Raw genomic sequence first — 26618 nt, 5'->3', positions numbered from 1 at the left:
TTCAAGGTGTTCATCGATTATCGAATTAGGCGTCCTCCCCTCGTAATTATATGTAATCCAATCGGATTAATGGCCTTGGATCTGGGATACCACTATATTCGATATACCTATTACAGATTAATCCACATCAACTAGGGCATCCCAAGGCCTCATATGATTTTCATCATTTTTTAAATAATTGACAATCAATAGGTTTGCTGTTCATTTAAAAAACCTAACACCCATGAAAAAGCTAACTACCCTATGTCTTTTGTTATTCTCTATACTGGCATTTAGTCAGTCTGAAAACAAGGAAGGCATCATTATTAACGACATACAGCAGGACGATAAATACCTTGCTGATGAAAAAATACAAGTGAATGCTGCCGTACAAGGCGACCTTGTTATTGCTGGAGGAAACCTGATTGTAAAAGATAGTATTCACGGAGATCTTATTGCGGCTGGTGGAGAACTTTCAGTAGAGGGATACGTCATGGATGATGTTCGCATCGCGGGAGGAAAAGTAACCATAGATTCGGAAATCGGAGACGATTTGGTTGTCTTTGGCGGTGAAGTCCTCCTTTCCGAAAATGCCCGTATACATGGCCAGTTGCTCTGCTACGCAGGGGACATTACCATGAACGGGGAAGTCATGGAGCGACTAAAAGTCCGTGGAGGGGATGTTTCGATCAATGGAACCGTACGCGGTCCCGCAAAACTCGTCGGAGAAGAACTCACCATTGGATCTAATGCTAAATTCCATGGGAATGTGGAATACTGGAATGACGATGGCGAAATGGATTTCCAAAATTCCCTGGTAAATGGCAAAGCGCAATTCAATGAAGAACTTAGTAAAGAAAATTCACAATCCTCACTAACCACCTTAGGAACTGCTTCCATCAAATTATGGATATTCTATATACTGTCTGCCTTTTTAGTCATTCTGGTATTGCACGCCCTCTTTAGAAACGCATTTTCTAATGCGGTTGAAGGTCTAAAAGACAACTGGTTAAAGAGTTTTGGTTTCGGGCTGATTTATCTTATCGGTATTCCATTATTAATCCTCCTCGCCTTTCTAATGCTTATAGGGATCCCATTAGGGCTCTTCGCTACTGTCATATTTATATTTAGTCTTTTGTTCGGTCATTTGGTCGCGTCCCTATTGGTAACTTATTACTTGAAGGAACGAAATGGAAAGAATTGGGGCTTTTGGAGTATTACATTTCTGGCGCTATTGATTGCCATTGTATTGCGTTTGTTCACGATTATTCCCTACGCAGGCGTATTAGTCTCTATAGTCATACTATCAATCACCTATGGCGCATTGACGTTAAAGGTGCTTCAGTCTAAAAAACAACTTGCAAAAACATAAAACCATGAATAAGGAACATCCCAATCTAAGCGTAGTAATGGGCTTTAATCCGACCGATATGACTGCCACAGCAGAGGTATTGGCAGAAGATTTCATTTGGCACTATTTCAATCCCGAATTACCTGAGCTAGAAGGAGACTACCTGGGCTCTAAAGGTCTAACAGACTTCTTCCGAAAAATGGCTCAGAACTCCAAGGGAAGTTTTAAGGTGAACCCCATATCCATTACCCCTATGGGAGATGAATTTGTTGTAGGCCATGTGAAGGACACCATGATACTGGAAGACAATGCCATGGAGGTAGACGCAGTTGTAGTTTGGCGTATCGTGGATGGTAAGATTAAAGAAGCCTGGGATATGCCCGCGGTGAATACCGTAAAATTTTTAAATCAAAAACCATGAAACTCGTAGCCGTAACCCCCGAAAATGCACTGAAAGAAACTTTCTTCTGTATTAAAGACACCAAAAGGCAAGGATTTAAGGACAAACTCAATTGGTTTGAAAAACGCCACAAAGAAGGATTACGAATAAAGATCCTTAAAAATGAGGAAGAGAAAATGATCGGGTTCATTGAATATGTTCCTGCCAAATATGCTTGGCGACCTATCGATGCCGACAATTATATGTTCATTCATTGCACTTACATATACTCCAAAAAACAAAGAAGTAAGGGCTATGGCACCATGCTCATTGAAGATGCTGAAAAAGAAGCCAAGTCCCTTGGAATGGATGGTGTTTGTGTAATAACAAGCAAAGATGGATGGTTGGCCAATAAGACCCTTTTCGAAAGAAATGGCTTTGAACAAATTGAAACCAAAGATCGGTTTGAGTTATTGTCGAAGAAATGGAATGCCAAAGCCGAAAACCCGAAGTTTCACGACTGGACCAAGCAACAGAAAAAATACAAGGGCTGGCACATAAGCTATGCAGACCAATGTCCTTGGAGTGAAAAGTCTGTAGCGGCGATACTTGATGTTGCCATGGATCATGGCATAGATATGAAAGTTTCTAAAATAAGCACGGTAAAAGAGGCGAAAATGGCTCCTTCCGGTTTTGGGGTTTTCAATCTCCTGCGCGATGGCAGACTGTTGGAAGACCATTACATAAGTGCTACGCGATTTAGAAACATTTTGAAGAAAGAGCTAGGTATTGCTACTTAGGAGATTTAGTAACTTCTGGTGATCGAGCCTGCCGGTAGGCAGGCAGGTGTTCCGCAAGGCGAAATGTATCGAGAGCACCAACATGTCAGGATTACCGTGTGATCCTGATAAAGTTCCCCTTTGCAAATAAGAAACCCCGAGCTTACGCTCGTGGTTCTTGTTTTATTCCAAAGCTTCAAACTTCGTTTGGCTTTTCCATAAAAAAGAACCACGCCAAATGGCGTGGTTTCTTGCTTGTAGTGACCTCGGCAGGATTCAAACCTGCAACCTTCTGAGCCGTAATCAGATGCGCTATTCAGTTGCGCCACGAGGCCGTTTTAAGGGCTGCAAATATAAAACTTTTTTATTTATTTCGTCAAATATAAATTTAAAAAAACCGCCATCTTTAGATGGCGGCATAGCGTTGCAATACTAAGGTCGGTTTGTTAATACATATTTTGCAAAGCTGTAATGTCGTTTCCGTTAAACTCTCCATCCTCACTGCTGCTAAAACAAGCTAGCATTACGGAAGTAGAATCGTATCCGGTAGGTGTTCCACTTACGTGAACAGCGCCAACTCCGGCTTGTCCTTCGTTAACATTCTGCCCGCAACTTTGACGGCTGAACCAGTCCGTGTGACGGAATCCAACGGAGTGTCCAATTTCGTGGGTAATTACGTGCTCATTCACATTGGTACTGAAACCAGATAGTCCATAAATCTGAACGAACTGATACGGTAGACCGTTGCTTGGGAATCCAGCGCTTCCACCAGATCCAGACTGGTTAGGATTACGGTATACTACCATATCCTTGGTTTGCCAGTTGGTTCCAAAAGTAAGCGTAAAGCTAATAGAAACCCCGCTTAGACGGTTGTAATTGTTCACTGCCCATTGCAGTGCGGTACGCTCCTTATTGGAAAGCCCAAATCCGCCTCCACCGGTATAACCGATAATGGAAATATTTCTTCCTTGGCTAACTAAATTCCAGGTGCGATACTGACGATCGGTGTCACCAGCCTGCTCTTCGACGGCTTTTGATAAAGTGAACAGTTCATCTTCACTCAAAACGATGTCTTCTTCGAAGAATAAACGCTCTTCTGAAGTACCATCCGGGAAGTAGAAAGTATCGTACTTCACGAAGTTGGTGTTGAGGCCTAAAGTGCCTGCGGCATCGATGACTTCTTGCGGAACTTCTTTGGTAAGATTAGCCGTTTGTTGTTCGTCTGTGATTTCCTCATCTTTAGAACAGGAAACCACGGTGAGACCCAGGGCTAGAACGCCCAAAAGTCCATACTTGAATTTTCTCATAGTTGATGGTATTAGTGGTTTTACTAAATTACGTCTGTGGCCCAAATCTAATAGTTTTTTATAAAAAACACAAGCATTTGGGATTTTTTTTGAACATAATTCAATAAAAATCAAATATCACTGAATAATCATTAACCCATAAAACTGGTAGGGAAAAACCGTAAAATCAGATGATTTCGGCCGATAAGCCCGCTTCCAGCAACTTACTGCAACGCGGTTTCAAATCGTCATACGAACCGGATTTTACCGTACATTTTCCTTTGTAATGAACAATAATGGAACATTGTTCTGCTTGCTCGGGAGTATGGTCGCAAGCATAGATCAACATATTGATGACATGGTCGAAAGTATTCACATCATCATTGTATAAAACTATCTGATTTTCCTTTTGCTCATCTTCCAGAATGAGCAGCTCTTCTTGATATTTCTCCTGTGTACCCATAGCGACAACTAAAATAGAAATTTTCGCACAAAAACCATAAAATCAAACCCTTAGAAAGGCAAATTATGACTTCACGAATTTAGCCGCGATCCAACTGTTCTTTTGTTTGTGTTCTTGGTAGCGCATTCCCAACCCTTCACAACATTCCTTGATCATAGGTAAATCTTCTTCATAAAACCCGCTTAGGTAGAGTTCCCCCGAAGATTTTAATGCCGCTTCGTAGATGGGCATATCATTCAACAAGATGTTTCTGTTAATATTGGCAATGAGCGTATCGTAAGTCGCCTCTTTCGGAATTAAAGCTGCATCCCCCAATTGTACAGTAATGGCATTACACTGATTGCGCTCGCAGTTTTCAGTACTATTTTCCACGCACCATTCATCAATATCAATGGCATCCAACCGTACCGCTCCCCGCTTTTCAGCAAGTATAGCGAGGACCGCAGTACCGCAGCCCATATCCAAAACCGTTTTTCCTTCAAAATCATTTTCCAAGATAAACTGCAACACCATATAGGTAGTTTCATGGTGCCCAGTACCAAAAGACATTTTGGGCTCTATAATGATCTCATAAGGTACATTGTAAGGCTCATGGAAAGGCGCTCGAACTGCGCAGTCTTCACTTACCACAATGGGCTTGAAATTACTCTCCCATTCGGCATTCCAATTCACCTGTTCAATTTCTTTATGTTCATGGGTGATTTCGAATTCGGTGGAATTCAATATTTGGATGTCCTCCAATAGGTCGGCATTCCATTCTTCTTTCTGAATGTAAGCCTTAACTCCTTCTTCATTTTCAACGAAGCTTTCAAAACCCGCATACCCCAACTCAGCAATCAGGATTTCTGTTCCGGGTTGCAAAGGAGACACTTTGAAATCGTATTCAATATAAACTGCCACTGTATCTAGTAGTATTAAAAAGCATTTACGATAGCAGCGAAATCATCTGCCTTTAATGAAGCACCTCCAATAAGACCTCCGTCCACATCGGGTTTACCGAAAATTTCTGAAGCATTATTGGGTTTTACACTTCCACCGTATAAAATAGAAACTTCATTCGCAATATCCTGACTGTAAGCTTCGGCAATAGTTTCGCGAATAAATTGATGCATTTCTTGTGCTTGCTCAGGAGAAGCGGTCTCTCCGGTACCAATGGCCCAAACGGGTTCGTAGGCCAGGACTACTTGCTTCCAATCGTCATTGGAAATATGGAACAATCCTTCTTGCAATTGTTCTTTTACCACATCGAAATGGCGTCCCTCTTTTCGCTCCTGCAATTCTTCCCCGAAACAAAAAATAGTTCTCATTTCTTGAGACAGTGCCGTAGAAACTTTCTGGGCCAAGAGTGCGTTGTCCTCCCCAAAATATGCCCTTCTTTCACTATGCCCAAGTATAACGGTTTCCACGCCCACGCTCTTTAGCATAGTAGCTGAAACTTCTCCTGTATACGCCCCGTTTGCTTCTTGATGCATATTTTGAGCGGCAACATCGATGGGTGCATTTTTCAACAAATTGAAAGCGGTATATAAATTAGGAAAGGGGGGTGTTACGATTACCTCCACTTCTGGATTCAGTTTCTGCTCCATTAATCGGGACAACAGATAATCTGTTTCCGAAAGATCACAATTCATTTTCCAGTTTCCTGCAACGATTCTTTTTCTCATAGTTCAAATATTTTCAACAACGTTTAAGCTTTTACTTTTGGGTCCAACCATCCGTACAGGATATCGACCACAATATTGATGACGATAAATAATATCGCAATAATTAATACGGCGCCCATAATTATGGGTAGGTCCAAGGTATTTAGGGCATCTACGATTTCCTTTCCCAAACCATTCCAACCAAATATATATTCTACAAATACCGCTCCGGCCAGCATAGAGGCGAACCATCCAGACACCGCTGTCACCACAGGGTTAAGGGCATTCTTTAAGGCGTGCTTCCTTATAATCGTAAAGAAAGACAAACCCTTCGCCTTGGCAGTTCTAATATAATCCTGTGCCAAGACCTCGATTAGTGAATTCCGCATGAGCTGACTCACCACTGCCAAGGGTCTTATTCCCAATACAACAGCCGGTAGTAATAAGTTTTTCCACTGAATGTAACTTCCTTCCCCGAAATCGTCCACCTCGTACCAACTTCCAGTCATATTCAGGTTGGTATATTCGTGCAATACATAACCAAATAGCCATGCAAAGACAATGGCACTAAAGAAAGAGGGAACACTCATTCCCAAGGTGCTCACCAATTGTATCGTTTTATCCACCCATCGATCCTTGAACAGCACCGAAATGATTCCCAATCCTATTCCCAAAAAAATGGCAATGGCAATAGCCGAAACGGCCAAAATAAAGGTATTGGGCAAGGTCTCTCGAATGACACTACTCACTTTCTTCCCATTCTTCTGAAAGGACTCACGCAAATAAGGCTTTTTAAGAACGACTTGGGTATTTCCTATCGAAAAAAGGGAAGACGCTTGGTACTTGCCCTTCAACAAAAAGGTATAATCACCTTCGGTCTTACTATGAAAAGACAAGGGCGAAAGATCATTTAAATAATAAAGATATTGTTGATAAACGGGCTTATCGAACCCATACTTCTTTTTAACAATGGCAAGCTGTTCCTCACTTTCATTCTGTCCCAGCATCATCCGTGCGGGATCGCCAGGGAGAATGGTAAATAACAAAAAGATCACGGTAACTACCCCAAATAAAGTGAGTAATGCATATCCCAATTTTTGAAGTATGTACCCAGCCATCCTAATTCTTTATATCATCCAACGTAAGCACTTCGTACTCGAAATCGGCTCCAAACAAACGCTTGGCATATTCCTCTACGGTTTCGGTAAAGCCTACTTCGGTTCTTCTTGTATTTACATTTTCCGGATCTTCAATAGGCCAGATGTAGCTTTTACCATTCATACTTTGCCCTTGTGTTCCGTAAATTTGGGGCTCACCTTTACCCATAAGATACCGGTCTTCCATCATGGCTACCAATCGCATGGACAATTCTCCATCTTCTCCTGCCTTCTTTATGATCGAGATATAGTCTGGAATTCTATTGCTATGTTGCAGCACATACCAAGCGGCACTCTGTGTTTCCTCACCAACCATCGACTTACCTGGATAGCCCTTTTCATCGAATATCTTGGCCACCAATTCCATATTGGACTCATCAATGGCAGTCTGCTTCGCCCAAAGTGCATCAATGCTATAATCATCTTCTTGAAAGCCAGCCGCCTCAGCCATTTTGGCACGTTCTTCTTCAGAATCGGTAGACATAAGGTTACGATATTTCTGATCCAATACGGCTACACTGTCCAAGGTATGCTTCAATTCGAAATCCAAATTGGGCATGGCACCTTCCTGTTCACTCAGTTCTATATCCAAAGCATCGTTCCAATGCAGTTTCTGCATGATGGTTCCACTTTGTAATTCTAAGACTCCAGGATTACTACGCACAATGGTTTTAAGGGTAGTCATATCGCAGAAGTAGAATTTGAAATTCAGTTTGTGCAATTTGGCCAACTCTTCTGTTTCTGCAGTACTGGAAGCCGAAAGTCCGATCACCTTGTATCCTTTCTTAAGGGCGTCGTTGGTTACCGTTCTTATGTTTCCGAATCCTTGGTGCTCGGTATTGTCCAAATTGTAGGCAATTACTACCAACAGGTTCTCTTCCCCCAGGAATTCGTAAGTATAATCCTCATCATCCCGTTCCATAGAGAAATCGTGGATAGGCGGCTCATAGGGTTCTCGGATAAATCGCGTTTCCACTCCAATACGGGTGCCACCTTCGGGTTTGGGATCCCTTCCTGTAGTATTAGCAATGACCTCTTTCTCTCCATTAATTTCATATTCCCACAAATATTCAATGATTGGAGGCGGCGCATCTTCCGGTACGGTCATGCCTTCTTCAATATTGGCTCCAATCTTATAGGGCCTATAATCTTTTACGGGTAGGTGCATCAATACGTGATATCCCAACCAAAGGCAAAGCACCAATGAAATCGTTACTATAATGCTTCGTGTCAATTTGGAGAAAAAGGGTTCTATGTGTTTTCTTCCGAAGTATAAAACCAGAATCATGGCTAGCAGCACCACATCTTTCCAAAAAGATTCCCAAGGGGTCAATTTCATGGCGTCCCCAAAACAACCACAATCGGTTACTTTGTTGAAATAGGCCGAATAAAAAGTGAGGAACGTAAAGAATATGATCATTGCCAATAGACTGAACAACGTAAATCGCTTCGCATAACCTATAATGATCATCACCCCTACCATTACTTCAAATACCACCACGAAAAGGGCAATTGCCAAAGAATAAGGAACCAAAAACTCTAAGTTCAATACCTCGGGAGCAAAATAATCCTGAAGTTTGAACGAAAATCCTACGGGGTCGTTCAGTTTTATAAGCCCACTAATGATAAAGAATATCCCAACAAAAATTCGGAGGAATCCAACAATATATTTCATATGTAAAGGGTTATGGCAGTATTAATCCAAAGATTCACTCAAATGAATCATCGCAAAAACACTGTAATTAATCATATCTTGATAATTAGCATCTATACCTTCGCTCACCAAGGTTTTCCCTTGGTTATCTTCAATTTGCTTTACACGCAATAATTTCTGAAGGATGAGATCGGTTAAACTACTTACCCGCATATCCCGCCAAGCTTCCCCGTAATCATGGTTTTTGTCCATCATCAATTGCTTGGTAAGAGCCACCTGCTCATCATACAGCTCGGTAGCCTTGTCCAAATCCAAATCGGGTTGCTCCACCACACCTAACTGCAACTGTACCAAGGCCATGATGGAATAATTGATAATACCTATGAACTCACTTCGTTCCCCTTCGTCTACTTTTCGCACCTCATTTTGTTGAAGGCTTCTAATGCGCTGCGCCTTGATAAAAATCTGATCCGTTAGGGAAGGCAATCTAAGGATGCGCCAAGCGCTTCCATAATCTTTCATTTTATTGATAAACAACGATCTACAGGTCGCTATAACGCTATCATACTGAAGGGAGGTGTCTGACATAAATATGTGTAAGAATTTGTGTAAATTTCGCTTAAATAAATCAATTTAAAAAATTGTACACCCTCAATTGCAAAGGCTCCCTTTTGGACCTCTCCACACCCAAGGCCATGGGGATCTTAAACATAACCACAGACTCCTTTTTTGAAGGAAGCCGGGTCACGGATTCGGCCAAAATTCTTTCGAAAGCAGCAACCATGCTAGAAGAAGGTGCCACCTTTTTGGACATTGGCGGATACAGCACCCGTCCCGGAGCTCAGGAAGTGAGCGTTGATGAGGAATTGAAGAAGGTTATCCCGGCCATTGAAGCCATTTGCAAGGAATTTCCAGAAGCCATTGTTTCCATAGATACATTTCGAAGCAAAGTGGCCCAATCTGCACTAGAAGCAGGCGCTTCCATGATCAATGACATTTCTGGAGGGGGTATGGACGAAGCCATGTTATCGGTGGCGGCCAGCCATCAGGTTCCTTACATCATGATGCACATGCGGGGAACGCCGCATACCATGATGGATGACACCGAATACGACAACATTACAACGGATGTGTTATTATACTTTTCGGAACGCTTGGCGGCGGCACGTGCAGCGGGAATTAATGATGTGATTGTAGATCCCGGTTTTGGTTTTTCGAAAACCTTGGCCCAGAATTTCGAACTGTTCGATCATTTGGAGCAATTTCAACATATAGACGCACCTTTACTGGTGGGCATCTCAAGAAAATCGATGATCTATAAAACCCTTAAGAGTACGGCATTCGATGCACTTAACGGAACCACTGCCTTGCACAGCATTGCGTTGGAAAAAGGGGCTTCTATCTTACGCGCCCACGATGTAAAGGAAGCGGTAGAATGTATTACTTTATGGAAAAATTTGAAGCAGCATTCCTTCTGAAAATTCAAGAATGTAGAAAATTAATGAGGACTAGTTGGTTTTCTAAATAATACATCATTACATTTATTTCATAATTGACTGGATATAAGTAGTTTTCTACATATTGAATGGTTGACAGTAATTAAAACAAGCATGAAAACAACGACATTTCTAACATTTGTAGGTGACCAATGCGGAAAAGGGGAAGAAGCCATTAACTTTTACACTTCTATATTTCCGAATTCGGAAATTAAAAACGTAATAAAATATGCGGAAGGAGAGCCGGGAGGAACACCTAAACTTATTAAATATGGAGAATTTATATTAAATGGAACCGAGTATATGGTTTCAGAAAGTAATTATAACCATGCTTGGACATTTTCACCTGCAGTTTCAATTTTCATAAGTGATAGCTCTGAAGAAATGATACAAGAACTTTTTGACAAACTTTCTTCAAATGGCGGCCAAGTAATGGTTCCTCTTGATAGTTACAATGGTGAAGGCGATTACGGATTTGGCGAAAAATTTGGATGGTGTGCGGACAAATATGGCATATCATGGCAATTTGTTGTTACAAAATAGAAATTACTACTGCCAACAATAGCTTTCCGTAATTGCACCCAACTACGCATAGCAGAGACCTTTAATATGAAAGCAACAACTTCAATTTTACTTCTATTATTGTCATCCACTTTTCTTTTTGGACAAGACACAAGTTTTGTACTAGCCGAAAATGGACTCATTGTTCGAAAAAGCCCGGACCAAAAATCGGAAAGAATCGGAAAATTACTTTATGGAGCAGAAGTTGAAATACTAGATGAAACTGGAATTGAATTACAAATCAGAGACGGGGAAAAAAGCATAAAAGGTGAATGGTTCAAAATAAAAGAAGTTGACGGAATAAATAAAGGGTATGTTTTTAGTGCGTACCTGGTGGATGATAAATTATTTACTTTAGACGACCCAGATATCGAAAAATTGAAAAAGCAGATTGCCATTTCTGACCAAAACACTGAAGTTATTTATAATTACCTCATTAATAACTACAAACCACTTGGTGAAAAATCCGAGTTGGAGTATTATGAATGGGACAATAAAATGCTTTGTTCATTTTCTCAAGAGTTCGAGCCTGGAATAAAATATTCCATCTTTGAATGTAAGGAAGCTGGAGGAACAACAGTCGAGCTGAAATTACCTAGAATCAACAGAAAAAAACTGATGAAGTGGGTTGAACAAATTTACGAAGTGGGCAAAATGGACATAGACCAAAACGTATGGAAAGAGAATAATACCAAGTTCGAACCAAAAAAAACAAACCCTGGGTGTTATTTCAAAATCGAAGAAAAAGGGCAAGCTACATTGGTGGAATTATATTGTGGATGTTAAAACATACTACTGCCAACAATAGCTTTCCGTAATTGCACCCAACTACACATAGCCGAGACCGTAAGCAATAAAAAAGAATACCCATGAAAGACATTCCTGGAATCGATGAAAACGGCAATCCTAAAAATGGCCCTTTTAAGCTGTTCTTCAAAAATGGCCTTGTCTCTTGCCAAGGCGAATTCACCAACGGAAAGAAATCAGGAAAGTGGAAGTACTTTCTCAATAATGGCCAAATGCAATCCTCCGGAAGCTTCAAGGACGGAAAGATCGTTGGTCGATGGAAATGGTTCTTCAAGAATGGTGAAACGCGTGGGACGGGCAGCTTCGACGATGAAGGCCAAAAGCACGGTGTATGGAAGCGATACCATACCAATGGACAACTCTGGGACGAAGGCCGCTTCGAACATGGTAAGAAGAAGGGTACTTGGAAAGTCTATAATGAGGCTGGTGAGCTCCAGAAAACGCAAACTTTCAAGTAGCGGAACGGGTGTCGCCGTCTATCCACCAAGCTCTACATGCCATTGCTTTAGAAAAGGGCTTCTTTACTCTTGCTCATGACGTGAAAGAAACGCCAGAATGCATTAACTTTTGGGAAAACCTGAAACGGCATTCTTAACATTTCAAAAATTAACCTACTTTTACAAAAAGCCCAGTTGCATTGGAATTTTTTGATCTCCAGGAAATACGAATCATAGATATAATCGACGTCGTCCTTGTGGCGGCCCTCATGTACTACCTCTACAAACTGGTAAAGGGTACCGTAGCTATCAATATCTTCGTAGGGATTGTGATCATGTATGGTATTTGGCGTCTCACCGTGTTTTTGGACATGCTTCTACTCAGTAGAATCCTTGGAGGTTTCCTGGGGGTTGGGATGGTTGCTTTGGTGATTGTATTTCAGCAGGAAATACGTAAGTTCCTTCTTATGATCGGGTCTACGAACTTCTCGGCCCGAAAGCGGATGCTACAACGTTTTAACCTGTTTGCAGACGAAGAACTGCAAACCAATATTCCGGCTATTATCGGAGCTTGTGGAAAAATGAGTCGGAGTCAGACTGGAGCCATTATTGTGTTGAAACGCAATAACAGTCTGGAATTCGTGAAGACCTCCGGTGACCGAATGAATGCAGAAGTTAACCAACCCATTATAGAGAGTATTTTTTACAAGAACAGTCCCTTGCACGATGGTGCCATTCTTATTGAAGACAATATGATCACCGCCACCCGTGTTATCCTGCCCGTTTCCAACGAAAAGAAAATTCCGCAACGTTTTGGCTTACGCCATCGCGCAGCATTGGGCATTACCGAAAAGAGCGATGCGGTGTGTATTGTGGTTTCCGAAGAAAACGGTCAGATATCCTATTTAAAGGAAGGGGATTTTGTGCTTTTTGAAGGTTTGGACGAGCTTCAAAGACTCTTGGAAAAAGACCTCAGCCTCTAGCTCATGGAATGTAAAAACTGTACTGCTACCCTTACTTCCGAAAATAACTATTGCTCGGCTTGCGGAGCCAAGGTCATCCGCAATCGACTCACCATGCGAAATGTATGGGAAAATTTTAGTGAGCAGTTTCTCAATTATGACAATCGATTCCTGAAGACATACCTAACTATGTTTAGGAATCCATTCGATGTTATTACAGCCTACATAGATGGGATACGGAAAAGATATTCCAATCCCTTGAGTTACTTTGCTATTGCAATTACCCTTTCGGGTTTTCAGTTGTTCATACTACGTAAGTTCTTTCCCGAAGCGATGGACTTAAGTGCTATTGTGCCAAATCAGCCAAATGCTTCTGTAAATGTGGATTGGATTTATGATTACTACAGTATCGTAGCCCTAATCAATTTACCGATCTATGCTGTCATGGGAAAACTTTCGTTCATCGGGCTCAAGAAGTTCAACTATACCGAGCATCTAGTGATTATTACCTATGCTGTTGCTCAATTTTCGATTACGAATTTCTTTGTCCTTTCCATTGGGGTGGGACTGGGTGTGAATTATTATATCATGGGGAATGTAATGAATATCATCATGATGTTTTACATAGGATACCTATACAAGAAATTATATTCGCTGAGCTTAGGGCAAATTCTGTTGCGAACACTTCTATTCTTCGGTGTCATGCTTATCATGCTTATCATAGTAAGTATTATACAGTTCGTAATTCTGGTGTTTAATGGAGGCTTGGAAGAAATGATCCAAGCAGAAAAGGAAAAACGGGGTATTTCCTATATCGCCTCCTCGATCATAAACTGGACCTCGTAAAGATTTTTGTAGAAACCTTCTTCTTTTTTCAGTAATTCCTTGTGGGTTCCTTTTTCCACAATTTTACCCGCGTCCATTACCAGAATCTGATCGGCTTTCTTAATAGTCGCTAATCTGTGGGCAATCACAATAGAGGTTCTTCCTTGGGTAATCTTATCGGTAGCATTCTGAATCAACTCTTCGGAATAACTATCTACGGAAGAAGTCGCCTCATCCAACACCAAAACGCTAGGCTTGCTTACATAGGCTCTAAGGAAGGCAATCAATTGGCGCTGTCCTGAAGAAAGCATGCTACCTCTTTCTTTTACGTTGTATTGATAGCCTTCTGGCAAAGAAGAAATGAATTTATGCACCCCAATTTCCTTGGCTGCGGCAATGACCTCTTCTTCAGTAATGTCTGGATCGCCCAAAGTGATGTTATTGAAAATCGTATCCGCGAACAAGAATACATCTTGCAACACCACAGCGATATGGTTACGAAGGGATTTTAGGGTATAGTCTTCTATGGAGACGCCATCGATACTAATTTCCCCTCCATTAATTTCATAAAAACGGGAAAGCAAATTAATGATGGTCGACTTCCCTGCTCCTGTCGCGCCCACCAAAGCAATGGTCTGCCCTGGGGAAACGGAGAAAGAAATTCCTTTAATTACTTCTTCATCTTCGTTATATCCGAATCGCACGTCCTTAAAATCGATATGCCCGTTCACCTGATTCAGTTCTATGTTCCCTTCGTCGGTAATATGGGATTCCGTATCCAACACTTCGAACACGCGATTGGCGGCTACCATTCCCATTTGGAGGGTATTGAATTTATCGGCGATCTGCCGTAAAGGACGGAACAACATCTGGGTAAGGGTAATGAAAATCGTGATGAGCCCGAGGGTAATATCCCCTACTCCAGCTATATTTTCTGCCACCGCATTTAGACCTCCATACCAGACCAAAAGACCGATGGCAATGGAACCGGACATTTCAGCAATAGGGAAGAAAATAGAGTTGTACCACACGGTTTTTATCCATGCCTTTCTGTGCTTTCTATTGATCTCCTTAAACTCCGTATAATCCTTGGCCTCCCTTGCAAACACCTGTACGATCTTCATTCCTGTAATACGTTCCTGTACAAAGGAATTGAGGTTGGCCACTTGGGTACGCACTTCTTCGAACGCACTTTTCATGGCTCTTTGGAAAACGCGCGTAGCATATACAATAAAAGGTAGAATAGAAAAGACAATGAGCGCTAGTATCCAGCTTTCGTAGAGCATGTAGGCGGCAACGGTTAACATCTTCAATAAGTCGCTTACAATCATGAACAATCCCTGACTGAAGATGCTGGAAATCGTTTCAATATCATTTACAGCTCGTGTGGTTAATCTTCCCACCGCACTTTTATCGTAGTACTTCATTCTGAAACTCAACATTAATTTGAAGAGTTTCACCCGAATGTCCTTAATTACATTTTGTCCCAGCCAGTTCGCATAGTAGATAAAAGCAAACTGAAAGAGTACCTCAATAATCAATATCGCTAGCATAAGGGATACCAGCGTCACCATTAAGGAGTAATCGTATTTTAAAATGGCTTCATCGATCACCCTTCGGAGAATGGCCGGACTTAAAACGGCCAAGCCTGCCATAGCGATGGCAGCGAAGGCAGTGAAATAAAAAGTTAAGCGGTACTTACGGGTGTATCCCATTAGCCGCTTAAAAAGTTTAAAATCGAACGCTTTTCCTTTTGCGTCTGCCATGTTGCTTCTTACAATTTAATATCTTCTGGATAGACCACTTGTGTTAGGTACAATCCGGTAGCGGGAGCCGAGGCACCAGCCTTTCCACGATCTTTGCTCTGTATTACTTCATGGAATTCTTCCAACGTCATTTTTCCATAACCCACTTCCAATAGGGTTCCTACAATGGCCCTTACCATATTACGAAGAAATCGATCTGCCCTAATGGTAAAAATCAATTGATCTTCGTTAGATTCCCAAGATGCCATTATGATATCACAATGATACGTTTTTACATCGGTTTTTGATCTAGAAAAGCATTGAAAATCTCGATAGTCCAATAGAACCTGAGCTGCCTCATTCATAAGATCAACATCGGGCTTCTGATGCACGAAATAGGCAAAGCCTTCCCAAAAGGGATCTTTTTGAAGTGCCAGGTAATATTTATACTCCCTCTCGGTAGCGTGAAATCGTGCATGTGCCTCTTCCTTAACTCTAAAAATACGATGTATCGCAATATCTTTTGGGAGGAAAGCATTCAATCGAAACCGAAAGTGATTCAAATCCTCGATCCCTTCTGCGTCGAAATGGGCAAAAATTTGTTTGGCATGTACTCCAGTATCGGTCCTTCCCGCTCCTGTAATCTTTATCTCGGAACGGAGCAAGGTAGAAATGGCCTTTTCCAAAACCTCTTGTACACTAACGGCATCGGGTTGAATCTGCCAGCCGTGATAGTTTTTTCCGTTGTATGATAATTCAATAAAATACCGCAAGGGAATGCTTTCAAAAATTTCAGTAAAAATACAAAATACACCCTCGGCAAAAAGGTTAATCCTTTCTTAATAAATTACATTTGTAAAAGCCATAGCCCGTGTAGCATGACCAAAATCTTATTACTTAGCGACACCCATAGTTATATAGACACCAAAATACTGAAGTACGCTTCGGAAGCCGATGAAATCTGGCATGCAGGCGATATTGGCGACCTCAAGGTAACCGATGCCTTAAAAAAGCTAAAACCAATTCGTGCTGTATATGGAAATATAGACGATGCCAAGGCACGAACCGAATTTCCTCTGGACAACCGTTTTATGTGCGAGGGCGTGGATGTTTGGATTACCCATATTGGCGGCTACCCAGGGCGATACAATGCTCGAATCCGCGAGGAAATAAGGGAGCATCCACCACGATTGTTCATTACGGGACATTCGCATATTCTCAAGGTAATGCCCGATCCTAAGCTGAAATTGCTACACATGAATCCCGGTGCCATTGGTAAACATGGCTTTCAGAAAGTACGAACGATGTTGCGTTTCGAAATAGACGGAAAGGAAATAAAGAATCTGGAAGTGATCGAGTTTAAAAGATAAAACCCCCAAAGCTGGCATACTTTGGGGGTTTCGCACTAATAATACTAAGCAATAGTTTTAACGTAAACGATCTACAGATTTTACGAGATCCTCGTCCCTTTTAATGGCCTTATTGGCCAGCACTAAAAAAACGATAGAAATGATGGGAAGTAGCATCCCAATACCCTTCTCAGAAACCAAGGTTTCTCCGGATACGGTTAGAGATCGATATACGAAAACTCCCAGTAATACAAAGTTTAATATGATTGCCAAGCGGTTCAACACAAATTGTAATTGCCGCTTTTTGAAGTTTAAAATTGAAAGGATACACAACAATACCACACCGCCCATAAGACCCAATAATAAGGGGTTATTTTTGGCCATCACCACGGCCCCAGAATCGTCCGTTAGGGATGGAAACCATTGATACAAAGCCCCCATGGATAGGGCAGCTAGAATCATATATATGGTTTGTATGCGTTGTAACATTGCTTTTTTATATACCGAGGGCAAAAATAGGGTTTCTTTTGAAGAAATTAACTACTTGTTTTAAATTATTGTTGTATACTTGCACTAACAGTTCGTAACCATTTCAAATAAGGTTACTTAGTCTTCGACTTATTTTCAACTAATTTACCTACATCAAGTAAGATATTCTTTATCGCAATTAATTTTATTTATTCATTTTTTAAATGTTCGAAATTTCAGAATTAAAATCGAAAAAGCTGCCCGAACTTCAAGAGCTTGCAAAGACCTTGAGTGTCCCAAAATATCGTAGCTTAAAAAAGCTCGATTTGGTATATCAGATCTTAGATTACCAAGCGGCCAATCCTTCGGCTGTAAAAGCGGCAGTAGCTGTGGAAGAAAAACCTGCAGAAGCAAAACAAGAGAAAAAACAACCTCGCCAAAAAAGTGATTCAAGGGAACGCAGACCGCGTACCCCACGCAATGACAATCGCAACAACCAGCGAAACCAAAAAAATCAGCAAAATCAGCAAAACAAACAGGACAACGCTCCCAAAAAACAAGCTGAGGAAGAAAAGCACCAAAACAATGGTGAGGTAAAGGAAAGTGCTGAGCAAAAACCTAAGCAACAACCCAAAAACAACCAGCAAAAACAACAGGCTAACAAAGGCAAAAGCGACAAAAACGGGAATAAAGATACCCGAAACCGCTACCGCGAGCCTGACTTCGAATTCGAAGGAATCATTGAAAGCGAAGGTGTCTTGGACATCATGCAGGATGGTTATGGATTCTTGCGTTCCAGTGATTACAATTACCTGTCTTCACCGGACGACATTTACGTTTCCCAATCGCAAATCCGCCTTTTTGGTCTGAAAACAGGAGATACCGTATTAGGGGAAGTTCGTCCACCCAAAGAAGGTGAAAAGTACTTTCCGCTTATTAAGGTAAACCAGATTAATGGACTTTCGCCCAATGTGGTGAGAGACCGTGTTTCTTTTGAACACCTTACTCCCCTTTTCCCGGAGGAGCGATTTAAAATCGCCGAGCGACAAGGCAATGTCTCTACCCGAATTATCGATCTCTTCTCTCCTATTGGAAAAGGACAAAGGGGAATGATCGTGGCCCAGCCAAAGACGGGTAAGACCATGTTATTGAAAGACATCGCCAATGGTATCGCGGCAAACCACCCAGAAGTTTATCAGATCATTTTGCTAATCGACGAACGTCCTGAAGAGGTAACCGACATGCAGCGAAATGTAAGCGGGGAAGTAGTAGCTTCTACGTTCGATAAAGAAGCGTCCGAGCACGTTCGTATTGCCAATTTGGTGATTGAAAAAGCAAAGCGTCTTGTAGAATGTGGACACGATGTGGTAATCCTTCTCGATTCCATTACACGTCTAGCACGTGCATACAATACAGTACAGCCTGCTAGTGGTAAGATCTTGAGTGGTGGTGTGGATGCAAATGCACTTCACAAACCAAAACGTTTCTTTGGAGCAGCACGTAACATCGAAAACGGAGGTTCCTTGAGTATCATTGCTACGGCACTGACCGAAACGGGATCTAAGATGGACGAAGTAATCTTTGAAGAATTTAAAGGAACCGGTAACATGGAACTGCAGTTGGATAGAAAAATTTCCAACCGTAGAATCTTCCCTGCAATCGACCTTACCTCATCCAGTACGCGTAGAGACGATCTATTATTGGATGAAAATACCATTCAAAGAATGTGGGTAATGCGAAAGTACTTGGCCGATATGAATCCTGTAGAAGCTATGGAGTTTATTAACGACCGAATTAAACGTACCCGAAACAACGAAGAATTCTTAATATCCATGAACAGCTAATGTTCTGGATACATTCCATAAAAAAGCCCCGCATTGCGGGGCTTTTCTTTTTAAACCTAAAAAACCTATCTATTGTTTAACTACCTTCTGACTTAAAACCCCTTCAGAAGTATTAATTTTAAGTATGTAAATACCTCTTGGTAATTGAGAAAAATTGATTTTACTGTTTATCATTTCTATTCCCATATTTCTTCCAAGAACATCGAAAACAGACACTTCTTCAATTGCAATTCCAGCAAGACCTTCTAGGGTGAGCTCTGTAGTTACAGGATTGGGGTAAGTTTTAATATAGAACCTACTATTGTCTTCCACACCCAGATCTGGGATTCCTTCAATGGACATAACCGCTAATTCTACATCCAATGGAGTAGTTTCACCAATTAAAGTAGCAACTCCCGTTACTTTATCTATGGAATGAATCGCTCCAACACCCCCTCCTTGATAGCCTGCCATGTATAGAGTGTTCGTAACAGGGTCTATTGCGGCTCCTTGGGCAAAGGAAATATCCACCCCCAAAGGACCGATTAAGGTTGCATTTCCTGTATCCAAATCGACAGAATAAAATGAATCGTCCTGAATATCTGCAGCAAACGCATTTCCATTGTTATCAATTTCCAACCAAATCACTACGCCTCCTGCAGTGTCAAAACTACCTATTGGCGCTGCCGTTCCGTTAACATAATCGACTTCAAATAAAACATCTCCTGTTGTTGCGTACATCGTGTTGGTAGTAAAATCGAATGTAAGTCCCGTAGGAACATCTTGCCCCATATAAGTGCTCATATCTCCAATAACCGTTACAGACCCATCAGTTGTATCTATAGTTACTAAATCCTTGACATAGGGAAATCCATTTACAGGATCGGGTTCTGTGGTTAAGGCATATAAAGTTCCTGTATTATCAAAATCCCCAGCAAAACAAGTTGCCGACAAAGGTTCGATAATAGTATTTATGGCATCGAAAGGAGCTTCTCCATCGAGCGTACCAAATGTAAGATTCCCGGTAGACCTAATATCATGAACATAGAACGTATGGCTAAGTTGGCCTTCATGCATAGGACTTTGCGTGATCGCTTCCAATCGCTGTTGTTCAAGGTAATGGGATAATAGTTCCCTTTCTTCTGAATTAAAATAATTTTGAAGCACGTCGTGCTCACTCAATGCTGTACCGGAAAGGTCTTCATAACGTTGTATGCAATCCTCCAGATTTACTTCTTGTCCATATCCTTGGAAGAACATACATGTTGAAATAAGTACCGCTAAGCTAATTGTAGTTTTTTTCATGTCAATGTTTTTTAGATGATCACGAGAGATCATTTTCGATCTTTCTTCAGATAAAACTAAATACTCCGGTGCGCATATAAAATAGAGTCTGCATATGCGTACTGACAAATTTCATATCTGTGTTCATTGAATTCAAATATGAAAAAGAAAAAGCCCCGCATTGCGGGGCCCTTTTTAGTTTTATGTGGTGAAATCTATTGCTTCACTAGTTTCTGACTCAGCTTTCCTTCTGTAGTTTCCATAATCAGGATGTAAACACCTCTTGGTAAGGCAGACACATTCATAAATCCATTGCTATACCCAATCCCCATGTCTTCACCGAGAACATTGTACAATCTGGCTTGAGTGATTTCAATTCCAGAGTGGATGTCGAAATTCAATTCATTCTGCATCGGGTTAGGGTATACTGAAACTTTTTGCTCCAAAATGTCTTCAACCCCTAAAGAAGGTGGTGGAACAGAAAAGCCACCAAACTCTGCGTCCATTGCATCTGTTTCGCCAATAAACGTAGTCAATCCCGTATTTGTATTTACCGAATAAATTCCTCCGGTCCCAGATCCGAAATAAGCAGCCATAAACAGTTCCCCGTTCTCATGGTCATAGCTCGCATCCTGAGCAAAATTGATATTGATATCCAAAGGACCTATGGGGGTAGCAACTCCTGTAGAAAGATTCACCGAATACAATTGGTCACTAAATGCATCTGCCATCCAAGCATTTCCGTCATTATCTATTTCCAACCAGATTCCCACATTGGTTCCCGTTCCGGTTCCGATAGGAGTTACCACTGCCGTAAGTAAGTTCATACTGTACAATTGGGTTCCATTTCCATCGGTAGAAAGGGCGTACATTACACCATCGTCGAAATTATAACTCAATCCCGAAGGTGCATGCCCCGTAGACAACCCCGCAACCGCATCTACAACTGCAAAGGTTCCCGTATCCGTATTTATGGACACAAGGGCAGCTGTCATATTATCCGAATCGTAATCAAGTGCATAAAGGACATCATTCCCGTCAAAATCATCAGCGAAAGTATTGAGCCCATTCGCATTGATCAGGTTGAAGGTATCGTATGGTGGAGCTCCGTTAATGGTTCCGAAAGAATCGGCATCCCCTCGTATGTTCTGTACATAGAATAGTTCGGGAAGGGAAGAAGCCCTGTTGGCCGCAGGAATTTCTCTTATCTCCTTAAAATGAGCCAACAGTACTTGCTGTTCTTCTACCGAGAAATTTGCATTCATTACATGATCGAAACTAAGGGGAGAATCTGGTAAGTTTTCGTAACGCTGCAATAGGCTCTCCAAGGCAGCACTATCTTGGGCCCAAGCGAAGGTCGTCGCCAGAAGAAGGGCTAGTAGGGTAATTTTCTTTTTCATATTGGTTTTGTTATGTGTTTACCCAAAGATAAAAAATAGATTCCTTACTTCTTAAGATAGATCTTGCCCCCTTACTCTAGATACATAAATTACGACTCCTTTAAACTTAAATGTGTATCCCTTCCTTTATTTTGCATACTTATCTATCTTTGAGCAAAGTCAATTTCCCATGAAAAAAATCTTCGTTCTTCTTTTGGGCGCTTTATTACTTACCAACTGCGGTTCTAACGAAAGCCCTTCCGATTTCGATTTCACCACCCGATTCGAAAAAACCGAAGGTACCGAAACTGCCACCTATGAAGAAGTTATTACCTTTTACGAAAATCTTTCCGAGGCATATACCAGTGTATCCATGTATAAAATGGGGCGCACCGATAGTGGCGAACCCTTACATCTGGTGACCTTCAACCCCAATAGATCGTTCGAATCTGAATTCTCCGATGACAAGCGGGAAAATAGCATTCTTATCAATAATGGAATACATCCGGGCGAGAGCGATGGGATCGACGCTTCCATGATGCTCATCCGGGATTTTGCAAACGGAACATTAAAAGCCCCAGAGAATACCATTGTCGCTGTTATTCCTGTGTACAATATTGGAGGGGCACTCAATAGAAATTCAAGCTCCCGAACCAATCAAAATGGGCCTAAGGAATACGGATTTCGCGGCAATGCCCGGAATTACGACCTAAACCGGGATTTCATCAAGGCTGATACCCGAAATGCCCGCGCCTTTGCCGATATTTTTCAGGCGCTCGATCCCGACCTATTCATCGACAATCACGTGAGTAACGGAGCCGATTACCAGTATGTCCTCACCCACCTATTCACGCAACACAATAAATTGGGAGGCCCTTTGGGCAATTACCTGCACACCAGCTTCATGCCGCAACTGGAGGATTCCTTGGCAGTTAAAAAGTGGGATATAACGCCTTATGTAAACGTTTGGGGAAGGACCCCAGAAAGTGGATTTTCCCAGTTTATGGATTCCCCCAGATATTCTACGGGTTATACCACCTTGTTCAATACATTAGGAATGATGGTAGAAACCCATATGCTGAAACCTTACAAAGACCGGGTAGAAGGGACATACGAGCTTATGACCAGCTTTATTGCTATTGCCGATAATGAAGCAGAAGTCATTAAGGAACTTCGAAAAAATGCCAAAACCCGCTTCAAAGTTGGAGATGAATACCCATTGAATTGGAAAGTGGACAGCAGCCAGACTACTACCCTATCGTTTAAAGGATATGAAGGGGAAATGGTCCCTAGCGAGATTACGGGTGCCGACCGATTGAAATACGACAGAAATCAACCATTTACAAAGGATGTTACCTACTACAATTACTTTACCCCAACCACTACGGTAACTATTCCCGAGAAGTATATCATTCCGAAGGGGTATTGGAACGTCGTAGAACAACTTAAAAATAACAACATTAAATATTCAAAGATTCAAAAGGATACTACCTACAGGGTGCAGGTATATCGTATCAAAAATTATGAATCGCGAAGAAGTCCTTATGAAGGCCACTACCAACATTACAACACCGAAGTGGAGATGTTCGAGGAAGAAATGCAAGTAACCAAGGGGGATTACATCTTAAACACACAGCAACCCGGTATTCGATATATTTTGGAAACCCTAGAGCCTACGGCACCCGATTCCTTTTTCAATTGGAACTATTTCGATACCATTCTTCAGCAAAAAGAAGGTTTCTCCCCGTATGTTTGGGAAGACAAAGCATTGGCATTATTGGCTGAGAATCCAGATATAAAAGCAGAGTTTGAAGCCAAGAAAGCGAGTGACGAAAGTTTTGCCAGTAATTGGTGGGCACAATTGGATTGGCTTCACAAGCAATCCGAGCATTATGAAAAATCACACCTGCGGTACCCTATCGTTCGGGTGGGTGGTTAAGTATTCCTTCGGAAATAGCAGTTTTATGTTTTCATAGGAGTTCTGAAGGGCCTTTTGGGTTTTTTCAAAATTCTTCCATTTCACTTTTTTGATACCCTCGTTCTTTTGAGGTTTCAAATCTCCATCATATTCGGTATACATTTCATACCAATAGGTTACCTTTAATAGAAACTCACCATTCCTTCTAAAAACATGGTAGGTTTTCTGAAGGAATCGTTTTACCTCCAAATCCTTCACCCCTGTTTCTTCTTCTACTTCACGCTTGGCTGCGTCTTCATACGTCTCTCCCCTATCCAAATGTCCTTTGGGTAAATCCCATTTTTCATTCCGGTGTATAAAAAGGATTTCCTTTTTATTGTTATAAACCAAACCTCCGGCAGCTTCTACCAGTGGAAGTTTTTCTCTTAGGAATTTCTCAATTTTTTCCTCGTTTTTATGGTAAAGATTTACATAAACGAGCTTCCCATTATTGATCTTCTTAATGATCTTCTTAAAACGGGCAAACTTAAGCGGAATGGCGGTATACTGCTTCCCTATATTTTTCTGTGTGGAAAGAATTATGGGGATGTCTTTCACAAAAACTTTATACATTTGCACAATGGTTCTAAATAAGGAAACTGCTCAGAAAACAGCCGAATTACTTTTGCAAATTAATGCAATTAAATTGCAACCGCAAAACCCATTTACATGGGCATCTGGATGGAAGTCTCCCATCTATTGCGACAACAGAATTACCCTATCGTACCCTCCCATTCGGAATTACCTAAGGGAACATTTGGCCAATCAAATAGAAGAATTGTACGGAAAACCCGATATCATCGCTGGTGTAGCAACAGGTGCCATCGGAATTGGGATGTTGGTAGCCGATTATATGAATCTGCCCTTCTGCTATGTACGGCCAGAGGCCAAAAAACACGGTAGGCAAAACCAGATTGAAGGCAACCTTCAAGAAAACCAAACGGTAGTAGTGGTCGAGGACCTTATCAGTACAGGTAAAAGTAGCCTTTTGGCCGTAGATGCTTTGCGCGAAGCGAATGCCCAAGTAAAAGGAATGGTCGCCATATTTTCGTATGGGTTCGATATATCTGAAGAAAATTTTGAAAAATCAGGCCTTTCTTTAAACACCTTAAGTAACTACGACAACTTGCTGGAACAAGCGGAAAAATCGCATTATATCACTGCCGAAGAAGCCACCACACTGGCAGAATGGCGAGTCGATCCTGCCAATTGGAAATAGGCACACTATTTGTCATACTCCCACAAACGAAATACCCCTTATGGAAATAAAAAGTAAAAAAGTAAGCGTACAGAAATCTGCGCAAGGTCTTTATGAGTATCTAAGCGATGTAAAAAACTTCGAACATCTTATGCCAGATAATATCGCAAAGTTTGAAGTAATCCGTGAAGACGCTTTTGTATTCGCATTGAGTGGAATGCCAGAAATCGCTTTAGAATTAAAAGAAGTTGTGGCCCCTACCAAAGTTGTTCTGGGAGCTATTAGCGATAAAATTCCATTTACCCTAACAGGTAATATTACTGAAGTTTCCGATACTTCCTCTGAAGTTGAATTGTTATTCGAAGGGAAATTCAATCCCATGATGGCCATGATGGTAAAAGGTCCTATCACCAAGTTTTTAGAGACCCTTTCTACCAAATTGAGCGAGCTTTAATTAAGCAATTGAATTTCTTTGAGGCGATACGTTTGTACCGCTTCATCTTCCAATTCCACTTTCAATTCACCCATGGGGCTAATGCCCCTGATAATACCATTGAACTGTTTTTCATTGGCTGAAAAAACGGAAACTTGATCCTTTCGGAACAAGGATTCTTCGTACATGCCAAATAAATGGTGATGATCGGCATAAAAATGGGTTAATCCCCCTATAATTTCTTGGATAATGGTTTGAAACACCCCTTCCACAGGGAAAGTATGACCGCTCGACAATAGCATAGAGGTAGCTTTCGGAAGTTTTGGGAACGCATTATTGTTTACATTCAACCCAATCCCAACAACTGTTGCTGTAACACGATTTCCCTGCACCTGATTTTCAATTAAAATCCCGCATAATTTCTTTCCGTCTGACATAATGTCGTTAGGCCACTTTACAGATAGGTTGGGTATGCCAAATTGTTGCAGGCATTTTATCAAACTCAATGACACCTGAATTGTTATCGTAAATTGTTGGTCCAATGCAATACCTTCGAAGCTCTTAAACACACTAAATGCTAGGCTTTTCCCCGATTCGGACCACCAGGAAGTGCCCATTTGTCCACGGCCTTTGGTCTGGTCTTTGGCCATCACTACAGTACCATCTGCCAAGTTGGTTTCCTTGCTCAGATTTTTTAAGTACTCATTTGTAGAGCCAATGGCATTAAGTTTGATTATATTCACTGGAATTAATATTGTGTTAATGTTGCCGCGGAAATCGGCAGCAAGAAACAAAAAAGTAATAAATTTGTTGTATTAAAACGTTTGAATGGCAAAAAAAGAAGCAAGCACAGATCAACTTGTAACACAAATAATTAAAGGAATTGAAGAGGTAAAGGGACAGGATATTCAGATTTTGGACCTTCGGGAGATAGAAAATACAGTATGTGATTATTTTATTATCTGTAATGGTACTTCTAACACACAGGTGAATGCCATTGTAAACTCAATTCAAAAAACCGTTAGCAAAGCACTTAAAGAAAAACCCTGGCACATTGAAGGACGCGACAATGCAGAATGGGTATTGATGGACTTTGTGCACGTGGTAGTACATGTTTTCCAAAGACATATACGCGAATTTTACGATATTGAAGGTCTTTGGGGAGATGCCAAGACGGTGACGATAGAAACTACTTATTAAAAC

At 41.3% G+C, this 26618-nt stretch carries 29 protein-coding genes and 1 tRNA gene; 15 read left to right on the top strand and 15 right to left on the bottom strand.

The window, feature by feature from the left end; genetic code table 11:
* Positions 1-223 precede the first annotated feature (223 nt).
* From POV27_RS19035 to POV27_RS19025, 3 genes are read left to right on the top strand one after another with little or no spacing between them, the layout of a single operon-like run.
* On the top strand, positions 224-1351 hold the full coding sequence (locus tag POV27_RS19035; protein ID WP_272864386.1) for a DUF8173 domain-containing protein: 1128 nt from the start codon (positions 224-226) through the stop codon (positions 1349-1351).
* Between the two features lie 4 nt (positions 1352-1355).
* Entirely contained in the window at positions 1356-1751 is a 396-nt protein-coding gene (locus POV27_RS19030) for a nuclear transport factor 2 family protein (protein ID WP_272864385.1), read from the top strand.
* Positions 1748-2509 carry a GNAT family N-acetyltransferase gene (locus tag POV27_RS19025; protein ID WP_272864384.1) on the top strand — a complete coding sequence of 254 codons (762 nt, stop codon included), beginning with the start codon at positions 1748-1750 and terminating at the stop codon, positions 2507-2509. Before POV27_RS19030 ends, POV27_RS19025 begins: the two co-directional genes overlap by 4 nt.
* Before the next feature lie 240 nt (positions 2510-2749).
* Here the strand turns inward: POV27_RS19025 and POV27_RS19020 are convergent.
* The 8 genes from POV27_RS19020 to POV27_RS18985 form a co-directional block, all read right to left on the bottom strand.
* Positions 2750-2823, bottom strand: a tRNA-Arg gene (locus POV27_RS19020).
* A gap of 111 nt (positions 2824-2934) precedes the next feature.
* Positions 2935-3795, bottom strand: a complete 861-nt coding sequence (locus tag POV27_RS19015) for a M57 family metalloprotease (RefSeq protein WP_272864383.1) — start codon at positions 3793-3795, stop codon at positions 2935-2937.
* Between the two features lie 166 nt (positions 3796-3961).
* Positions 3962-4237, bottom strand: a complete 276-nt coding sequence (locus POV27_RS19010; RefSeq protein WP_272864382.1) for an ATP-dependent Clp protease adaptor ClpS — start codon at positions 4235-4237, stop codon at positions 3962-3964.
* Positions 4238-4300: 63 nt separating this feature from the next.
* Positions 4301-5137: a 50S ribosomal protein L11 methyltransferase gene (gene prmA, locus POV27_RS19005; RefSeq protein ID WP_272864381.1), complete on the bottom strand. Its 837-nt coding sequence runs from the start codon at positions 5135-5137 to the stop codon at positions 4301-4303.
* 14 nt (positions 5138-5151) lie between these two features.
* Entirely contained in the window at positions 5152-5901 is a 750-nt protein-coding gene (gene tpiA / locus POV27_RS19000; protein WP_272864380.1) for a triose-phosphate isomerase, read from the bottom strand.
* A gap of 23 nt (positions 5902-5924) precedes the next feature.
* The gene (locus POV27_RS18995; RefSeq protein WP_272864379.1) at positions 5925-6998 is read right to left on the bottom strand and encodes an ABC transporter permease; all 1074 of its coding nucleotides are present in this window, start codon (positions 6996-6998) and stop codon (positions 5925-5927) included.
* A gap of 1 nt (position 6999) precedes the next feature.
* The gene (locus POV27_RS18990) at positions 7000-8712 is read right to left on the bottom strand and encodes a BT_3928 family protein (protein ID WP_272864378.1); all 1713 of its coding nucleotides are present in this window, start codon (positions 8710-8712) and stop codon (positions 7000-7002) included.
* Between the two features lie 21 nt (positions 8713-8733).
* Complete coding sequence (locus POV27_RS18985) at positions 8734-9279, bottom strand: DUF1599 domain-containing protein (protein WP_272864377.1); 546 nt, start codon at positions 9277-9279, stop codon at positions 8734-8736.
* Between the two features lie 83 nt (positions 9280-9362).
* Here POV27_RS18985 and folP point away from each other — a divergent pair, with 83 nt between their 5' ends.
* The 6 genes from folP to POV27_RS18955 all read left to right on the top strand — a co-directional run bounded on the left by folP (position 9363) and on the right by POV27_RS18955 (position 13800).
* On the top strand, positions 9363-10169 hold the full coding sequence (folP, locus tag POV27_RS18980; RefSeq protein WP_336375849.1) for a dihydropteroate synthase: 807 nt from the start codon (positions 9363-9365) through the stop codon (positions 10167-10169).
* Between the two features lie 132 nt (positions 10170-10301).
* Positions 10302-10730: a VOC family protein gene (locus POV27_RS18975; protein ID WP_272864376.1), complete on the top strand. Its 429-nt coding sequence runs from the start codon at positions 10302-10304 to the stop codon at positions 10728-10730.
* A gap of 66 nt (positions 10731-10796) precedes the next feature.
* Positions 10797-11534: an SH3 domain-containing protein gene (locus tag POV27_RS18970; RefSeq protein WP_272864375.1), complete on the top strand. Its 738-nt coding sequence runs from the start codon at positions 10797-10799 to the stop codon at positions 11532-11534.
* Between the two features lie 83 nt (positions 11535-11617).
* Positions 11618-12013, top strand: coding sequence for a toxin-antitoxin system YwqK family antitoxin (locus tag POV27_RS18965; RefSeq protein ID WP_272864374.1), 396 nt, complete (start codon positions 11618-11620; stop codon positions 12011-12013).
* 179 nt (positions 12014-12192) lie between these two features.
* Complete coding sequence (locus tag POV27_RS18960; RefSeq protein WP_272864373.1) at positions 12193-12975, top strand: diadenylate cyclase; 783 nt, start codon at positions 12193-12195, stop codon at positions 12973-12975.
* Positions 12976-12978: 3 nt separating this feature from the next.
* Positions 12979-13800, top strand: coding sequence for a DUF3667 domain-containing protein (locus tag POV27_RS18955; RefSeq protein WP_272864372.1), 822 nt, complete (start codon positions 12979-12981; stop codon positions 13798-13800).
* Here the strand turns inward: POV27_RS18955 and POV27_RS18950 are convergent.
* A complete protein-coding gene (locus tag POV27_RS18950; RefSeq protein ID WP_272864371.1) occupies positions 13764-15545 on the bottom strand; it encodes an ABC transporter ATP-binding protein in 1782 nt (593 codons plus the stop codon). The genes POV27_RS18955 and POV27_RS18950 overlap by 37 nt on opposite strands.
* A gap of 8 nt (positions 15546-15553) precedes the next feature.
* Entirely contained in the window at positions 15554-16297 is a 744-nt protein-coding gene (gene truA, locus POV27_RS18945) for a tRNA pseudouridine(38-40) synthase TruA (protein ID WP_272864370.1), read from the bottom strand.
* Between the two features lie 105 nt (positions 16298-16402).
* On the opposite strand from truA, the gene POV27_RS18940 reads away from it, so the two are divergent.
* Positions 16403-16894 (top strand): metallophosphoesterase family protein, encoded by a 492-nt coding sequence (locus tag POV27_RS18940; RefSeq protein WP_272864369.1) that lies wholly within the window; start codon positions 16403-16405, stop codon positions 16892-16894.
* Positions 16895-16951: 57 nt separating this feature from the next.
* On the opposite strand, the gene POV27_RS18935 is transcribed toward POV27_RS18940, so the two are convergent.
* On the bottom strand, positions 16952-17362 hold the full coding sequence (locus POV27_RS18935) for a DUF4293 domain-containing protein (RefSeq protein WP_272864368.1): 411 nt from the start codon (positions 17360-17362) through the stop codon (positions 16952-16954).
* A 203-nt stretch (positions 17363-17565) separates the two neighbouring features.
* On the opposite strand from POV27_RS18935, the gene rho reads away from it, so the two are divergent.
* The gene (rho, locus tag POV27_RS18930; RefSeq protein ID WP_272864367.1) at positions 17566-19185 is read left to right on the top strand and encodes a transcription termination factor Rho; all 1620 of its coding nucleotides are present in this window, start codon (positions 17566-17568) and stop codon (positions 19183-19185) included.
* 69 nt (positions 19186-19254) lie between these two features.
* Here the strand turns inward: rho and POV27_RS18925 are convergent, their stop codons facing one another.
* Positions 19255-20469 carry a T9SS type A sorting domain-containing protein gene (locus POV27_RS18925; RefSeq protein ID WP_272864366.1) on the bottom strand — a complete coding sequence of 405 codons (1215 nt, stop codon included), beginning with the start codon at positions 20467-20469 and terminating at the stop codon, positions 19255-19257.
* Between the two features lie 194 nt (positions 20470-20663).
* Positions 20664-21848 (bottom strand): T9SS type A sorting domain-containing protein, encoded by a 1185-nt coding sequence (locus tag POV27_RS18920; RefSeq protein ID WP_272864365.1) that lies wholly within the window; start codon positions 21846-21848, stop codon positions 20664-20666.
* A 169-nt stretch (positions 21849-22017) separates the two neighbouring features.
* Between POV27_RS18920 and POV27_RS18915 the strand changes: the two genes are divergently transcribed.
* Positions 22018-23766 carry a M14 family metallopeptidase gene (locus POV27_RS18915; protein WP_272864364.1) on the top strand — a complete coding sequence of 583 codons (1749 nt, stop codon included), beginning with the start codon at positions 22018-22020 and terminating at the stop codon, positions 23764-23766.
* On the opposite strand, the gene POV27_RS18910 is transcribed toward POV27_RS18915, so the two are convergent.
* Positions 23728-24357 (bottom strand): NUDIX hydrolase, encoded by a 630-nt coding sequence (locus tag POV27_RS18910; protein WP_272864363.1) that lies wholly within the window; start codon positions 24355-24357, stop codon positions 23728-23730. The genes POV27_RS18915 and POV27_RS18910 overlap by 39 nt on opposite strands.
* A 7-nt stretch (positions 24358-24364) precedes the next feature.
* On the opposite strand from POV27_RS18910, the gene pyrE reads away from it, so the two are divergent.
* Together pyrE and POV27_RS18900 are read left to right on the top strand one after the other, a co-directional pair.
* Complete coding sequence (gene pyrE, locus POV27_RS18905) at positions 24365-25003, top strand: orotate phosphoribosyltransferase (protein ID WP_272864362.1); 639 nt, start codon at positions 24365-24367, stop codon at positions 25001-25003.
* 40 nt (positions 25004-25043) lie between these two features.
* Complete coding sequence (locus POV27_RS18900; protein ID WP_272864361.1) at positions 25044-25436, top strand: SRPBCC family protein; 393 nt, start codon at positions 25044-25046, stop codon at positions 25434-25436.
* On the opposite strand, the gene POV27_RS18895 is transcribed toward POV27_RS18900, so the two are convergent.
* Complete coding sequence (locus tag POV27_RS18895; protein ID WP_272864360.1) at positions 25433-26158, bottom strand: biotin--[acetyl-CoA-carboxylase] ligase; 726 nt, start codon at positions 26156-26158, stop codon at positions 25433-25435. The two genes, POV27_RS18900 and POV27_RS18895, sit on opposite strands and share 4 nt — an antisense overlap.
* A gap of 85 nt (positions 26159-26243) precedes the next feature.
* On the opposite strand from POV27_RS18895, the gene rsfS reads away from it, so the two are divergent.
* Positions 26244-26615, top strand: coding sequence for a ribosome silencing factor (gene rsfS / locus POV27_RS18890; RefSeq protein ID WP_272864359.1), 372 nt, complete (start codon positions 26244-26246; stop codon positions 26613-26615).
* Positions 26616-26618 lie beyond the last annotated feature (3 nt).

It is taken from the genome of Aureisphaera galaxeae (assembly GCF_028561275.1).
In the GTDB taxonomy this organism is placed as follows: domain Bacteria; phylum Bacteroidota; class Bacteroidia; order Flavobacteriales; family Flavobacteriaceae; genus Aureisphaera; species Aureisphaera galaxeae.
The sequence above is the reverse complement of the archived record's forward strand: the minus strand, read 5'-3'. Positions and strand labels throughout refer to the sequence as shown.